Raw genomic sequence first — 14,692 nt, 5'->3', positions numbered from 1 at the left:
CGGCTTGGCTTCCTACCCACCTGCCAGGGAGTCAGCGGAGCACGCGGGCACTCACGCGGAGCACCCCGCGCACGGCCCGGCGGAGCACATCCACCCTCCTCGCGGGGATGGCGGGCGGGTCCACCGGCGCGTCCCAGTCGAAGGTGCGCAGACGGGACAGGAAGCCCTGTCGCACACACCCCTCCAGGCTGAAGACGTGGAGGTCGTGCGTCCACCGCACCGCGAGCCGCAGGTCGCGAGACAGCTCGGCCCAGTCCAGCGGCTTCGGAGGGTGCAGGCCCGGCAATTCCACCCCGCCCCCGGTGATGCCCACCGCGAAGGAGGCCGCGCCCGGGCCGTAGCTCCACAGCATGGCCGCGCCGTGCGGACGCGCGAAGCTGGTGTAGAGCATCAGCACCTCGCGGTCCGAGGGCAGGTCCAACACGCCTGACACGCGCTGCAGCAGCGTGGAGCGCGACTGCCGCTCGTCCACGATGAAGGGGAACTGGTACGTGTCCACCCGGTACCCGTCCGCGCGGATGCGCCCCACCAGCCCGGTGTACGCGGCCCGCGCCTCCCGCACGCGCGCGCCCCGCCCCAGCCTGGGGAGCAGCTCCGGCAGCCGCCGCCAGCCGCCTTCGAGAACGCGCCGCAGCTCGCGGATGTCCGGCTCGATGTCCAGGCCCACGCCGTCCCACGCCAGCCCGTGCTCGGCCGTCCACGCGCGGAAGGCGTCGTAGCGCGCCGTGGCCTGCGCGACATTTCCCGCGTGGAACCAGTAGCCCTGGTCCTCGGGCAGCAGCAGCCATGCCGTGACGGGGATGCCCTCGCGATTCAGGCGGCGCACCACCTCCGCGCGCTCGGGGCCCAGGTCGAGCAGGCCCAGGCTCACGCCGGCCTGCAGCGCCACCAGGTCCTCGAGGACGCCTGGAGTGGCGAACAGTTCACGCAGCGGGCCGGCTTCCAGCTCACAGAAGAAGGTCAGCAGGCGGGGTTTCATGGCAGCTTCGCCATACCACCGAGGAGCAACCGCATGATGGAATTCCACACGGGCCGCCTGTTCGACCACGTCCACTTCCGCGTGAAGGACTTCGACGCGAGCAAGCGCTTCTACCGCGCGGTGATGGACGTGCTCGGCGTCCCCGTTTCCGACGACAACGAGCACACCTTCTCCGCCGACGAGCTCTACATCTCCCCCCTGGAGGCGGGAACCCCGCCCTCCGGGCACGGCCTCCACCTGGCCTTCCAGGCGAAGGACCGCGAGACGGTGCACCGCTTCCACTCGGCGGCGCTCGCGGCGGGCGGCCGCGACAACGGCGCCCCCGGCCTGCGCCACTACCATGCGAACTACTATGCCGCCTTCGTGCTGGACCCGGACGGCAACAACATCGAGGCCGTGTTCCAGGGCCCGACGCGTCGCACCGCGGCCTCCGTGCTCATTTCCCCTGCGGACTGACGGCGCCTGTTTCCCGCTGGCACTTCCGCCCGTGAAGAGGTCGACGCTTCGGCGCACCGGGCGTCCAGAGCTGGACGTGCCGGATGCGCGCTGACGCGGCGGTGACATGCAGTGACTACTCACAGGTCATGGCGGCGTCACCCCGAGGCATCGAAGCGCTGTTGATGGAAGAGTCCGTGAAGCCCCGGCTGCGGGGCCTCTCGCACCTGCTGGCGGCCGGGGCGGCGCTCTACGGCTGCATCCGGCTCGCGCTGGCGCCGGCGCAAGGGGCCCAGTACACCGCCGCCCTGGTGTTCGGTATCAGCCTGGTCCTGATGTTCGGCGTCAGTGGGACGTACCACTGGCCCACCTGGAGCCCCGCCGCCTACGCGCGCCTCCGGCGGTGCGACCACGCGGCCATCTACTTCCTCATCGCCGGCAGCTTCACGCCCATGGCCGCGCTCGAGACGCGGAGCGGCTGGAGCACACCGCTGCTCTTCCTGATGTGGGGCTGCGCGCTCACCGGCGCGACGCTCGCCCTGCTGGGCATCTCCGCGTCGCGGGGCCTGCGCTCCGCGCTCTACGTCGCGCTGGGCCTGCTGGCCTCCCCGGTGGTGGCGCAGCTGCCGGCCATCATCGGCCCGACACGCGTCGCGGGGCTCGTCCTCGGGGGCGTCCTCTATGCCCTGGGCGCCGTGGTCTACGCGAAGCGCTGGCCGGACCCCAAGCCCACCTTCTTCGGCTACCACGAGGTGTTCCACCTCATGGTCATCGCCGCGGCGGGCGCGCACTACGCCGTCCTCACCAGCTTTCTCTGGAGCCGCTGAAGGCCGCCTACAGCGCGCGCACCATCACCGCGGGCAGACCCGGCACCTTGAGGTACTCCACGCGCACGGAGCGCACGGCCGCCTCCGGCCAGCCCGGCTGCGCGAGCGCCGCCAGCACCTCCGTCACCGGGTACTGGAAGGACTCCACGTGGGTGGGCCCGGCCATGGGCTCCAGGCCCCACGCGAGGGAAATCCGCAGCCGCTCGCAGCGGGCCAGGTCCGACAGGTACGGGGGCAGCGTCCCGCGCGGGGCCGCCTCCAGGTAGCGGCAGAAGGCGATGGCCTCCTCGCGGTTGAGCAGCTCCGGGAGCGCATCCTGGAGGAAGTCCCGCAGCACCGGCAGCAGGCCCGGCCGCACCGCGGGGTCCGCCCACGGCAGGTGCTCGTGCACGCGCGACAGGCGGTGGCCGTCCAGCATCCGCCCCGCCCGCTCCACCACATTCGCGTCCGCGCCCGCCAGCGCCTCGCGCTCGCGCGGCGTCAGCGCGTACGGCGCCATGGCCGCCTGCGCGTCCTGCAACCAGGCCTGGCGGAAGCGTGCGTCCACATGCAGCCGCGCCAGCACCTCCAGCGTCTCGGGGTAGCCCATGATGTCGTCTCCTTCAGGCCGCGCTCGCCCCGCAGCGCTTCAGGATGGTGCGCGCACGAGCGAGCTCCTCCACCAGCCGCGGGAAGGGCGGAAAGCCGCTGTCCATCTCGAAGTTCACCCCGCGCACCGGGCAGCGCGGCGCCACGTACTCCAGCAGGCGCCAGACCTCATCCGGTGACACGTTGGAGTGGCTGTCCACGTAGACGCCCTCCATCGTCACCCCACCCGCCAGGTGAATCTGGACCACCCTGTCCAGCGGGAGCCGGTCCACGAAGGCGTACGGGTCGAACTTGTGATTCACCGCGTTGGCGTGGACGTTGTGCAAATCCAACAGCAGGCCGCAGTCCGACTCCTTCACCACGCGCGTGAGGAAGTCCGCCTCGTCCAGCGTGCTGAGCGGCGTGTCGAACAGCCAGGCGATGTTCTCCACGATGAAGGGCATGCCCAGCTCCGCCTGGATGCGGCGGATGTTGCGCGTGCACATCTCCAGCGCCTCCTCCGTGAAGGGCACCGGCGTGAGCGAGCGCACCGGCAGCTCGCCCGCGCGCGTGAAGCACAGGTGGTCCCCGTGCCAGACGGAGCGCGTGGTGCCGAGGAAGCGCTTCAAGCTCTCGCGGTAGCCCGGGCCGTCCACGCCGTCCGAGCCCACGGACAGCTCCAGCCCGTGCCCCGCCAGCGGGAAGCGCTTCGCCAGCACCTCCAGCCGCCGCACCGTGTCCTCCGTCAGCGGGAAGAAGTGCTCGGGCATCACCTCCAGCCAGTCCACACCCGGGTTGCCCCGGGCGAGGTGCGGCTGGAAGTCCCAGCGGTAGCTGAGCCCCACTCCGAGGAACGGAATCGACGACACGGCCCGCCTCCCTACTTCTTCCTGCGCGCCATCACCTGGAAGTGCTGGCCCTGGAGCGCGAAGCCCTCGTGCGCGAGCTTCTCCTGCATGGCGATGATTTCCTCGCGCGCCGCCCAGACGTCGAACTCCGGCCCGCGCTCGGCCTGCATCGCCTCCAGCATCTCGAAGTACATGACGGGCTTGCCGAAGATCTCCTCCACGTCCGCGCCCGCGGCCTTCACGCCGTCCTGCAGCTCCTTCACGGTGAACAGGTGCACGGGCAGCCCGTACGGGCACTTGCCGCGCCCGGTGAGCAGCATCTTCAGCGCCTCGGCCTTCTTGCCGTGCTTCAGCTCGAACATGAAGTGCTCGTGCCGGTTGTCCACGCCCATGATGACGGGGCCGCCCGGCTTCACCACGCGCACCAGCTCGCTCATCGCCTTGGGGTACTGGTCCAGGCAGTAGGACACCGGGTCGCCCTCGCTGAAGACGAGGTCGAACTCCGCGTCCTTGAAGGGCAGGTCCGCCACCGTGCCCTCGATGAAGGAACAGCGCTCCAGCAGCCCCTTCGATGCGAGGTACTCCTTCGCCTTGACCAGCATGCCCGCGGAGATGTCCAGCACGGTGACCTGGTGGCCGGCCTCCGCGAAGCGCGCGCTGAACTTGCCGCCGCCGCCGCCCGCGTCCAGCACGCGCCAGGACGTGCCGGCCGGGGGTAGCACCTTCGCCACGGCCGTCCAGGTGAGCTCGTCGTAGACCACCCAGAACAGCTTGTGCGCCGCCTTGGTGTACTTGCTGTCGTTGTACGTCGAAGACACCTGGTCGTAGCGGCTGGAGATGTCCTGCGGCTGGGGCTGCGAGGCGTTGGCGGTGCTCATGACGGGTTCACTCCGGCTCTTCAGTACGTGAAGGAGATCTTCGAGAGGATACGGCGCTCCTGCGAGCCGTTGAAGGGCTGGTCCGAGTAGACCAGGAACAGGTCACTCCACTCGCGGTAGTGCCAGCCGAAGACGGCGTCCAGCAGCGTGCCCTTCACGTTGCTGTAGTCCGCCAGCTCGGACACCGCGCCCTGCTGGAACGTCACGCGGGTGTAGAGGTTCGGGTTGAACTGGTAGCGCAGCTGCGCATAGCCGCTCCACGAGTGGCCGGTGCCGGAGGTGCCGAACAGCTCGCTGTTCTCCGGCACGTCCTTGCTCTCCGTGTAGAAGCCGCTGAACTTCGCCTGGAGCCGGTGCCCCATCTTCAGGTTGATCGCGGCGTTGATGCCGCGCGTGGGGCCACCCAGGAAGTTACCCGTGAAGGCCGTCAGCGTCAGGCTCTGCCAGTCGTTGGGGAAGAGGATGAAGCCGCCGGTGGCGATGCGGTCCTTGAAGCCCTCGTTGTCGTCGTAGACGTAGTCCGCGTAGAGGGCGAAGTTGTGGTTCAGGTACGGCTGCACGTTGACGCGGTTGCGCAGACGGGTGCGCACGTGCTCGTGGTTGCGCCGCCAGAGGCTGTCCCAGGTGAGGTTGATCTGCGGCAGGAAGCGCAGCTTGGGGAACGGCGTCAGGTACAGGTGCGTGTTGTAGCCCTGCTTGTCGAGCACCGGCGTGTAGCCCAGCGGGTTGGCGTACCGCGCGCCAATGTCCTCCAGGTGGATCCAGAACTCGGAGTTGGTGTCGAAGCGGTGGATGGCGAGCTTGTACGCCTCCGAGTTCTTGTGGCCCGCCACGTCGCTCCAGCTCTTCAAGATCTGCGCCTGGATGAAGAGCTCCTCCCAGATGTGGATGTTGGCGTCGAGGCCCGTGGTGCGGAACCAGCCGTACTTGTCGCCGTTGCGGCTCACCGCCACCAGGTTGATGGCCGAGCGCTTGCCGATGTCCTGCTGGAGGCGAAGGACGCCGGAGTTGAGGTTCTCCCTGTCGTTGGAGCCGTCACCCGGGTCGTCCCGGTGCTGCACGTCGAGCAGCGAGAAGCCCAACCCGCCCACCTTGCCGGTGAACTGCGCGCCGCCGAGCACCTGGTCATGCGGCCTCATGGCGATGCGGCGGGAGGTGAAGATCTTGATGGGCGCCAGGAAGAGGTGCTCGCTCTCCACGAAGAAGGGACGGCGCTCGGGGAGCAGCGGCTCCTCGGTGTCCAGCAGCAGCCGGTCCTGGTCCGCCTCCACGTCGGAGAAGTCCGGGTTGACGGTCAGCTTCAGGGCCAGGTTCGACGTCGGGTCGACGCGCGCATCGAAGCCGAAGTTGGGCTTGAACACCTTCCGGTCCGCGGTGGTCTGCAGCGCGATGTCCGTGGCCACGTACGGGGTGATGCCCCACTTGCGGCGCCCCTCGATTCCCTTCAGCCCCTCGAGGTGCGGGAAGCGGCTCACCTTGGCGCTGTTGACGCCGTCCGGCGTCCAGTTGCTCCACTCCTGGGTGCGGGCCTGCTCCCGGTCCAGCATCAGGCCGAACGTCACCTCCTCGCCCTCCGGGACATCCGGGAACTGGAAGTTGGCGAAGGGGATGCGGACCTCGGAGTACCACCCGTCCTTGGTGACGGAGCCCATGGTCTCCCACTCGCCCGCCCAGGACGTGGTGAAGGCCTCGCCGTCCGCGACGATGCGGCCGTCGGTGCGCACACCCAGCGGGTTGGTCCAGAAGTAGTACGCGTTGCGGTGGTCCTTGTACGTGTCCAGCATCACCGTGACGTTGTCCTCCTGGTGGAGGAAGGACTCGTTCTGGACGCTGTAGGCGGTGATCTTCGAGGCGTCCTTGTCCAGGCAGTAGAACAGCACGTACAGGTTGTGCTTGTCGTAGAGGATGCGGACCTTGGTGTCGTCACGCGCGGGGTTGCCGTAGTCGATGCGCGTGAGGTGCCAGCCGGAGACCTCCGGGGCCGTCAACCACACGGCCTCGTCCGGCTTTCCGTCGATCTTGATGGGCTCGCTGGTGAAGGTGGCCTTGTAATTGTAGTGCTGCTTGTCAGCGGGCGAATCGGCAAGGGCCAGAGCGGGCAGACACGCGACGAACAGCGCGGCGCCCCAGGCACAGGTAGACGGTTTCATCCGGGCTCCTGGGATGGGGTGAGGACGGGGGTGTGGGCGACAGCGGCCGGTGCGGCGCGCTCGGGAGCCCAGGCCATGCCGGCCAGGGACAAGAGCAATGCACCGGAGGACAACAGGAAGGCACTGGAGAGCCCGGCGTGCCGGGCGACGAAGCCATAGGTGAGCGGGGCGAGCACCTGCGCGAGCGCCGCGCAGCCGCCGAGCGCGCCCATGAAGCGGCCGCGCTCCGAGGCCGGGGCCACCTCCACCACCACCGCCTGCGCGGAGGGGCGGTGCAGGCCGTCCGGCACCGCCAGCAGCGCCCAGGCCACCACCATGACAATCAGCCCGTACGGCGCCGGAATCCAGCCGGCGAAGCCGAGCACGGCGCTCATTACCACCATGCCCGCCAGCCCCGCGAGGATGAGGCCGTTGCGCTTGGGCAGCGCGTCCGACAGCCGCCCGCCGAAGGGCTGGGCGAAGGCATAGACGAGCCAGGAGACGGCGACCAGCGGCCCCACGGCCTCGGACGGCGCGCCCAGCTTCATGGCGTAGAGCGGGATGTAGATGGGGAACAGGTTGAGCGCGAAGGCGAAGAAGAACTGCCAGGCGAACAGGCCCGCCAGCCGCGGCGAGCCACGCACGTAGTCCAGCGGGGCGCGCACGGCGTCCAGCGCCAGCTTCCACTCCCCTCCAGAGGCGCGGGCCTTGGACGGCTCGCGCGCGGGCTCCTCCAGCCGCAGGAGCAGCAGGCTGCTGATGAGGAACAGCCCGCCGGCCAGGAAGAAGGTGTACTGCGTGGACAGCCACCGGATGACGAAGGCGGAGGCGCCCAGCGCCAGCACGAACATGAAGCTGGTGCTCGCGTCCAGGAGGGCGAAGATGGTGGCGCGCTTCTTCACCGGCGCGAAGTCCGCCACCAGCGCGCCATTCACCGGCTGCGCGCTGCGCGCCAGGAGCAGCTTGAGCGAGAGCGCCGCGGCCAGGGGCAGCGGGTGCGCGAAGAGCGCCATCACCGGCACCAGCAGTGACGTCACCAGCGACAGGCCCACCACGAAGCCCTTGCGGCTGTAGCGGTCCGACAGCGAGCCCATCACCGGCTGCAGGAAGATGGGCACCAGCGAGCCCACCGAGTACACGAAGCCGATGCCCTGCAGGTCCAGCCCGCGCGACTGGAGGTAGAGCGGCATCACCGGGTTGAGCAGCCCTCCGGCCACCGTCCCCACCAGGCCGGACACGAGCAGCACCCGCAGGTTGCCCAGTCCGCGCGTCAGCTCGTACATCTCGCGCACCGCGCGAAGGCCTCGGGTCAACATGCCGCCACCCCTCCAGATTCCGTCGTGGCCGCGGGAGCGGCCACCGTGGTGCCCGCGGGAGCGGCCTGACGCAGCGGCAGCGCGCCGAGCACGGACTCGGCGGCCACGGTGAGGCTGGCGACGGGGCGCACGTCCAGCGCCGTCAGGGGCGCGGCGTCCCACTGGCTTCCGGCGGGCACCCACACCGGTACGCGCCCGGCGGCCGCGTGGATCTGGCGCACGTAGCCGTCCGCCACGGCCAGCTTGCCCTGGAGCTTCTCGAGCGGCGCGGACACCAGCGCATCGCTGGCGTCGAGCGCCACCCCGGTGGCGAGGAAGGGCGCGGGCAATTCACGCCCGGCGAGCAGCGCCACCCACGCGACGAACAGCGGCAGGGACGCGCTGCGTCCGTCCAGCAGGACCTTGCGGCCGCGAACGGAGAAGAAGAAGTCGCTCTCGTCCCAGGGCAGCGCGTAGCGCCCGCGGCCCACGGCCGCCAGGTGGCGCAGGTGCTGCTGCCAGGCCGGCGCGTAGCCGGTGTCACGCGACAGGTCCACCCAGAGCCGGCCTTCGCCCGGGCGCACCGCCACGTCGACGGACACGACGCGGAACAGCGGCGCGCCATGGAGGTCCGCCTGGGTGAGCAGTAGCAGTTGCGTGGACGAGGAGGGCACGGTGGGGTGTGGAGCGCGAAAAGGGGTGTGGAAGGGACGGGCGGGACGCGCCCTCCGAAGAGGCCGCTACCCGCCCGTGAGCTGCAACTACTCCGCGACTTCGCGGGTGCTGATCGTCATGGTGCCGCCGCACGAGCACTTGTCGGACGAAGCGGAAACGCGAACGATCTGGGCCTTGACGTACATGGTGGACCTCTTTCGGGTGTGGGGTGAAACCAGCCGCGGGCCGGCGAACCGGACCGCGGCCGGGGTGCTACCGGGGAGAACTACTCCGCGGTCTGCGTGAGGACGGTCATCGTGCCGCCGCAGGAGCACTTGTCGGACGAAGCGGCAACGCGGACGATCTGGGCCTTGACGTACATGGTGAACCTCTTTCGATGGTGTGTGTTGGGTGCTGCAAGACGGCGGGAACGGGAAGGTCACCCTCCCCGCCCCCACCGGTGAGGACTACTCCGCCTTGACGGTGGTCAGAGCGGCGGACATGGTCCCGCCGCAGGAGCACTTGTCGGACGAAGCGGCAACGCGAACGATCTGGGCCTTGACGTACATGGTGAACCTCTTGAGTTGTTGCGGGTGGAAGGGCTTGCGCCCGACTACTGGATGACCGCGGTGGTGCTGGTGTCGAGCGACATGGTGCCGCCGCACGAGCACTTGTCAGACGACGCGGAAACGCGAACGATCTCAGCCTTGACGTACATGGTCAGTCTCCTTCGAGTTGTGAGTAGACCTGCGCCGGTACTACTCGGCGACGGTGGCCTGGCTCAGCACCTGCATGGTGCCGCCGCAGGAGCACTTGTCGGACGACGCGGCAACGCGGACGATCTGGGCCTTCACGTACATGGTGACCTCATAGGGGTGTTGCGGGTTGAACCCGTCCCCGCTCCCATGCAACCGGGTGCGTGGCCGGGGCACTGCGAACGACACGAGCGGGAAGAAAGCCCTCCCGTCCGCATCGTCACTACTACTCGACCCCCCTGACACGGGTCAGGGTGCCGCCGCGGGAGCACCTGTCGGGCGACGCGGCCGAAACGAAAACGGGCGGGGAGGAACCCTCCCCGCCCGAGCCATCGAATTACTCGATGGACGTGCGCACGGTCATCGTGCCACCACAGGAACACTTGTCGCTGACAGCGGCAACGCGGACGATCTGGGCCTTGACGTACATGGTGGACCTCTTTCGGTGAGTTCGATGAACCGCGGTGGAACTACTCGGCGACGGTGAGGACCGACATGGTCCCGCCGCAGGAGCACTTGTCGGAGGAAGCGGCGACGCGAACGATCTGGGCCTTGACGTACATGGTGAACCTCTTCGTGTTGGGGTTGGGGCCTGTGCAATGAAACACAGCGTTCCGCGTCACAGGCGTCGTGTGCGTTTTATCGAAAAACAAAACACACACAGCTGGCGGCTCTTCGTGCGCAAGGCGCGGCCATGGCCAGACAGGCCAAGGGAAGAACCCAATAGGTCATCTCAGAGGGGGGTGAGACGCGTTTCGTCTCTCAGGAAGCCGAAGTGGGCTCGCAGAGCCCGAGTTCCTGGAACTGCGTTACAGTACTCCGGACGTCTTCAGCGATTTCATTTTGCGGCGCATTGCCGCCCAGTCCGCTGGAGAGGGCCTGCACCGCGTCGTCGAGCGTGCTTCCACTGCGGCACAGCTCGAAGATACGGGCAGCGGTCTCATTCACCCGGAAGACCTCTCCGCCCTCGGTATCCATGAGGAAGAACGCATCCTGCTGCTGCTGGACGATGACGCCGGCCGCTGCTCGTGGAAGGACCAAGGTGCGCTCTCCTGGTGATCGCAGCTTTCTCAGACCCTACTAAAAACCCCCTGAGATCCTGACAAGCTGCGCTTCGCTATTTCCGTGTTTCTAAATCCTTCCACTCACATAGTCAATACCTCACGGACCCAGAGGTGAAAAATGACCTCAACCTCATGAAATCACAGGCTGAAACACGAAGGCCCCCCGAGATGACTCATCGCATGCATGCGATGTGTCACCTCGGAGGGCCTTATGCCGCGGGCCGCCAGTATCAGTAAGACCAGGGGAAGCGCTTGAAGTCGCGCTTGCGCTTCTGGACGAAGGCGTCGCGTCCCTCCTGGGCCTCGTCGGTTCCGTAGGCCAGGCGCGTGGCCTCACCAGCGAAGAGCTGCTGCCCCACCATGCCGTCGTCGGGGAGGTTGAAGGCATACTTCAGCATCTTGATGGCGGTGGGGCTCTTGGTGTTGATCTCCGCGGCCCAGTCGAGCGCGAAGTCCTCCAATTGCGCGTGCGGCACCACGGCGTTGACCATGCCCATCTGGAACGCCTCCTCCGCGGAGTAGTTGGCGCCGACGAAGAAGATTTCCCGCGCGCGCTTCTGGCCCACCTGGCGCGCCAGCAGCGCGGAGCCATAGCCGCCGTCGAAGCTGGCCACGTCCGCGTCGGTCTGCTTGAAGACCGCGTGCTCCTTGCTGGCGATGGTCATGTCGCAGACGACGTGGAGGCTGTGCCCGCCGCCCACCGCCCAGCCCGGCACCACGGCGACGACGGCCTTGGGCAGGAAGCGAATCTGCCGCTGCACCTCGAGGATGTGCAGGCGCCCCAGACGTGCCGGGTCGGACTCGCCCTCCTCGCCTTCGTACTTGTAGCCGTCCTTGCCGCGGATGCGCTGGTCCCCACCGGAGCAGAATGCCCAGCCTCCGTCCTTGGGCGACGGGCCGTTGCCGGTGATGAGCACGCAGCCCACGTCCGTCATGAAGCGCGTGGCCTCCAGCGCGCGGGACAATTCATCCACGGTGCGGGGACGGAAGGCGTTGCGTACCTCGGGCCGGTTGAAGGCGATGCGGACGGTGCCCTGGTCCACCGCGCGGTGGAAGGTGATGTCCTTGAACTTGAAGCCCTCGACTTGCTTCCAGCGAGCCGGGTTGAAGATGGCCGAAACCATGGATTCGTCTCTTGGGGAGAGGGGTTGAACGGCCGCAGACGCTAGGCCCCGTGGCAGCGTCCGTCCAGGGAAGCGAGTGCTGCCCCCGGGGCGGGGGATGCGCACGCTTCACGGTGGCGGGACGACTCGCCGCGCAGGGGGTGGCAGCAGATGAAGCGGACGACCCTGGGGTTGCTCGCCGGGCTCATGTTGGGCGCCCCGGCGCTGGCGCAGGCTCCGACTCCGGCACGGGCTCCCGAGCCGGACACGGAGAGCGTGCAGGGCGAGGAGCACGCGCTCTCCGGCCGGGTGGTCCGCGCGGGCGCGGGCATCCTCTATATAGAGAGCGCCCAGGGCCCGGTGGTCCCCCTGCGCGTGACGCACGCGACCCAGGTGCAGGGCCAGCGCATCCCCCGGGCGCAGGGCGTCGAAGCACACCTCCGAAAGGCGCTCCCACCCGGCACATCGGTGCGCGTCACGTTCGACGTACGCACCTTCGAGGACGGGACGCCGGCGAACGTCGTGAGGACGCTGGAAGTTCAGTAGCCGCCAGCGCGCGCTCTGGAAGCCCGCGCACGGAATCCGACAACGCAGTGTGAGCAATCTGTCCTGCGCTCGCGCCCGGGCTCCGTCCCGGGGGCCTGTGGGCGTCGGTTGCCGTCCAAAGGCACGAAAGGCCGTCTTGGCTCGGCTTACCGGGGCCGCCGAGAGTCGCTGGATGGCGCGCGGGGGAAGGGAGGCCGGAGCCTCCCGGAGCGCGCCGCAAGCGAGGACGGAACATGGCTGTGGGACCTCGGTTCCTGTTGCACCGGCGCACCGTGCTGGCCGCGATGCTGGGTGGCGCGGCGGCGTCCCTCCTGGGCTGCGGAGAGGACTCGGTCACCCACCCTCCTCCGGGCCCGCCGCCCGAGGGCGTGTCCATTCCCGAGGTCCGCGCCGGTGAGGACGTGTTCGCCTACGTCCAGCGCATCAAGGGCGGCTTCGACGAGACGCTCTACAAGCAGGTGCTGGGCGCCGCCAATGCCTTCAAGGAAGGCGACGCGCTGGTGGGCGTGGCCGCCGCGGACGACACGTCCCGGAAGAACGCGCGCCAGCTGCTGGAGAACACGCGCCTGGTGGACCTGGGGACCCACCCACTGCGCGAGGACCAGCTCCACGCGCTGCTCGTGGAGTCCGAGGACCGGGTGGCCGCGTCGGCCTCACAGGACTGGACTCTGGGCCGGCTGAAGCAGTTCCTGCTGGAGAGCGGCGAGGCGGACATCCACGCCCTCGTCCCGGGGCTGGGCAGCGACGTCATCGCCTGCGTCGTCAAGCTGATGAGCGACGAGGAGCTCATCGCGGTGGGACGCAAGGTGTTCAACCCGCTGCCGGGCAGCCACGTCGGCGCGCGGGGCTACCTGGGCGCGCGAATCCAGCCCAACTCGCCCACCGACAACGTGGACGACATCCGCTGGCAGGTGTTCGACGGCTGGGCCTACGCGGTGGGCGACGTGGTGCTCGGCTGCAACCCGGTGTCGTCCTCGCCGGAGTCGGTGGCCGCCATCGAGTCCGCGCTGCACGAGCTCTTGGTGACGTTCGGCCTGGAGGGGGTGCTGCCCCACTGCGTGCTGGCCCACATCGACGTGCAGGCGGAGGTGGAGCGCCTGCACCCCGGCACCACCGGCATCTGGTTCCAGAGCATCGCCGGCAGCGACACGGCCAATGCCACCTTCGACATCTCCGTGGAGAAGATGCTGGGGTACGCGGCCGGCCGCACCGGCCAGTACGGCCTCTACTTCGAGACGGGCCAGGGCGCGGACTTCACCAACGGCTCCGGCCACGGCTACGACATGGTCGTCCACGAGTCGCGCAAGTACGGCTTCGCGCGCGCGCTGACGCAGCAGGTGGCCAAAGCGCAGGAGGGCGCGGGCCGCGCCGCCGCGCCGTGGGTCCACCTCAACGACGTGGCGGGCTTCATCGGCCCGGAGGTGTTCCGCACCCGGGAGCAGCTCGTGCGCTGCTGCCTGGAGGACATCGTCATGGGCAAGCTGCACGGGCTGACCATCGGCCTGGATGTCTGCTCCACGCTGCACATGGATGTGTCGCTGGATGACCTGGACTGGTGCCTGGAGCGCATCATGCCGGCGAACCCGGCGTACCTCATGGGCCTGCCCACCAAGAACGACCCGATGCTGGGCTACCTCACCACTGGCTTCCAGGACCACGTCCGCCTGCGCGAGAAGTTCGGCTACAAGGTGGAGGACCGGATGTGGGCCTTCTTCCAGCGCCTCGAAGTCATCGACGCGCAGGGCCGGCCCACCGAGCACTTCGGCGACCCCGTCTGGGTCTACCTCCAGTACCTGCGCGCGAAGGGAGACACGCGACCCGAGCCGGAGATTCGCGCGGAGGCCGCGCAGCGCCTGGACGAGATTCGCGCCCGCGGCGTGCCCATGGCGGTGGGCCACGGGGCGAACGCGTGGGATCTGGAGCCCGCGCTGGAGCAGGAGATGCGCCGCGTCTACGCCGACGCCAAGACGAGCCTGTGGACCGAGCTGTCCGAGCCCTTCATCGCCGCCATGCCGGACGCCGTGCGGCTGGTGACGAAGTCGAAGGACCGCAAGGAATACATCCTCCATCCGGAGACGGGCGAGCAGCTCGACCCCGCGTCGCTGGACGCACTGCGCTCGCTGCGCGTGCGCCATGCGGGCAAGTATGACGTGCAGGTCCTCGTGTCCGACGGGCTCAACGCGCTGTCCATCATGGATGACGGCCAGCTCCGGCCGTACCTCGTCGCGCTGCGAGACCTGCTCACCCAGGCCGGCTACACCCCCGCGCCGGAGCACCTGGTGCTCACCGCGGGCCGCGTGCGCGCGGGCTACCGCGTGGGCGAGGCGCTCTTCGGAGGACTGGGCGACGCGACGAAGCACCGCGCCCTCATCCACCTCATCGGCGAGCGCCCCGGCACCGGCCACCACACCTTCTCCGCCTACATCACCGCGCCCCCGGTGGCGGTCTGGACTCAAGCCGGCCGCGTGGACCACAACATCACCCGCGTCGTCTCCGGAATCGCGCTCACGGCCCTGACACCGTCCCTGGCTGCTCCGGAGACGGTGCGCCTGCTCCAGCTGCTCACGCCATAGGGAAATGATGCGCTCGAGGGCGTGACTCACGTCAGACTC

The 14,692-nt window shown here is 68.9% G+C and carries 13 protein-coding genes; 4 read left to right on the top strand and 9 right to left on the bottom strand.

All coding sequences use genetic code 11. From position 1 onward, the window contains the following. Positions 1 to 31 precede the first annotated feature (31 nt). On the bottom strand, positions 32 to 979 hold the full coding sequence (locus G4D86_RS30135) for a hypothetical protein (RefSeq protein WP_163997519.1): 948 nt from the start codon (positions 977 to 979) through the stop codon (positions 32 to 34). 36 nt (positions 980 to 1,015) lie between these two features. Here G4D86_RS30135 and G4D86_RS30130 point away from each other — a divergent pair, with 36 nt between their 5' ends. After that, on the top strand, positions 1,016 to 1,435 hold the full coding sequence (locus tag G4D86_RS30130; protein WP_163997586.1) for a VOC family protein: 420 nt from the start codon (positions 1,016 to 1,018) through the stop codon (positions 1,433 to 1,435). An 83-nt stretch (positions 1,436 to 1,518) separates the two neighbouring features. After that, positions 1,519 to 2,241: a PAQR family membrane homeostasis protein TrhA gene (trhA, locus tag G4D86_RS30125; RefSeq protein ID WP_163997518.1), complete on the top strand. Its 723-nt coding sequence runs from the start codon at positions 1,519 to 1,521 to the stop codon at positions 2,239 to 2,241. A gap of 7 nt (positions 2,242 to 2,248) precedes the next feature. Here trhA and G4D86_RS30120 read toward each other — a convergent pair whose 3' ends face one another. The 8 genes from G4D86_RS30120 to G4D86_RS30085 form a co-directional block, all read right to left on the bottom strand. Beyond that, the gene (locus G4D86_RS30120; RefSeq protein WP_163997517.1) at positions 2,249 to 2,830 is read right to left on the bottom strand and encodes a hypothetical protein; all 582 of its coding nucleotides are present in this window, start codon (positions 2,828 to 2,830) and stop codon (positions 2,249 to 2,251) included. Positions 2,831 to 2,843: 13 nt separating this feature from the next. Next, positions 2,844 to 3,677, bottom strand: coding sequence for an MbnB/TglH/ChrH family RiPP precursor modification enzyme (locus tag G4D86_RS30115; RefSeq protein ID WP_163997516.1), 834 nt, complete (start codon positions 3,675 to 3,677; stop codon positions 2,844 to 2,846). 11 nt (positions 3,678 to 3,688) lie between these two features. Beyond that, positions 3,689 to 4,534, bottom strand: a complete 846-nt coding sequence (locus G4D86_RS30110) for a class I SAM-dependent methyltransferase (RefSeq protein ID WP_163997515.1) — start codon at positions 4,532 to 4,534, stop codon at positions 3,689 to 3,691. Positions 4,535 to 4,554: 20 nt separating this feature from the next. After that, positions 4,555 to 6,684 (bottom strand): carbohydrate binding family 9 domain-containing protein, encoded by a 2,130-nt coding sequence (locus tag G4D86_RS30105; RefSeq protein WP_163997514.1) that lies wholly within the window; start codon positions 6,682 to 6,684, stop codon positions 4,555 to 4,557. Further along, complete coding sequence (locus tag G4D86_RS30100; protein WP_163997513.1) at positions 6,681 to 7,979, bottom strand: MFS transporter; 1,299 nt, start codon at positions 7,977 to 7,979, stop codon at positions 6,681 to 6,683. Before G4D86_RS30100 ends, G4D86_RS30105 begins: the two co-directional genes overlap by 4 nt. Beyond that, positions 7,973 to 8,632, bottom strand: coding sequence for a hypothetical protein (locus G4D86_RS30095; protein ID WP_163997512.1), 660 nt, complete (start codon positions 8,630 to 8,632; stop codon positions 7,973 to 7,975). Before G4D86_RS30095 ends, G4D86_RS30100 begins: the two co-directional genes overlap by 7 nt. A 1,497-nt stretch (positions 8,633 to 10,129) precedes the next feature. Further along, on the bottom strand, positions 10,130 to 10,408 hold the full coding sequence (locus G4D86_RS30090) for a PqqD family protein (protein WP_163997511.1): 279 nt from the start codon (positions 10,406 to 10,408) through the stop codon (positions 10,130 to 10,132). Positions 10,409 to 10,661: 253 nt separating this feature from the next. Beyond that, a complete protein-coding gene (locus G4D86_RS30085) occupies positions 10,662 to 11,555 on the bottom strand; it encodes a 1,4-dihydroxy-2-naphthoyl-CoA synthase (protein WP_163997510.1) in 894 nt (297 codons plus the stop codon). Between the two features lie 150 nt (positions 11,556 to 11,705). Here G4D86_RS30085 and G4D86_RS30080 point away from each other — a divergent pair, with 150 nt between their 5' ends. Continuing rightward, a complete protein-coding gene (locus G4D86_RS30080; protein ID WP_163997509.1) occupies positions 11,706 to 12,080 on the top strand; it encodes a hypothetical protein in 375 nt (124 codons plus the stop codon). A gap of 233 nt (positions 12,081 to 12,313) precedes the next feature. Next, complete coding sequence (gene eutB / locus G4D86_RS30075; protein ID WP_163997508.1) at positions 12,314 to 14,653, top strand: ethanolamine ammonia-lyase subunit EutB; 2,340 nt, start codon at positions 12,314 to 12,316, stop codon at positions 14,651 to 14,653. Positions 14,654 to 14,692 lie beyond the last annotated feature (39 nt).

The organism is Pyxidicoccus caerfyrddinensis, from assembly GCF_010894405.1.
Lineage (GTDB): Bacteria > Myxococcota > Myxococcia > Myxococcales > Myxococcaceae > Myxococcus > Myxococcus caerfyrddinensis.
The sequence above is the reverse complement of the archived record's forward strand: the minus strand, read 5'-3'. Positions and strand labels throughout refer to the sequence as shown.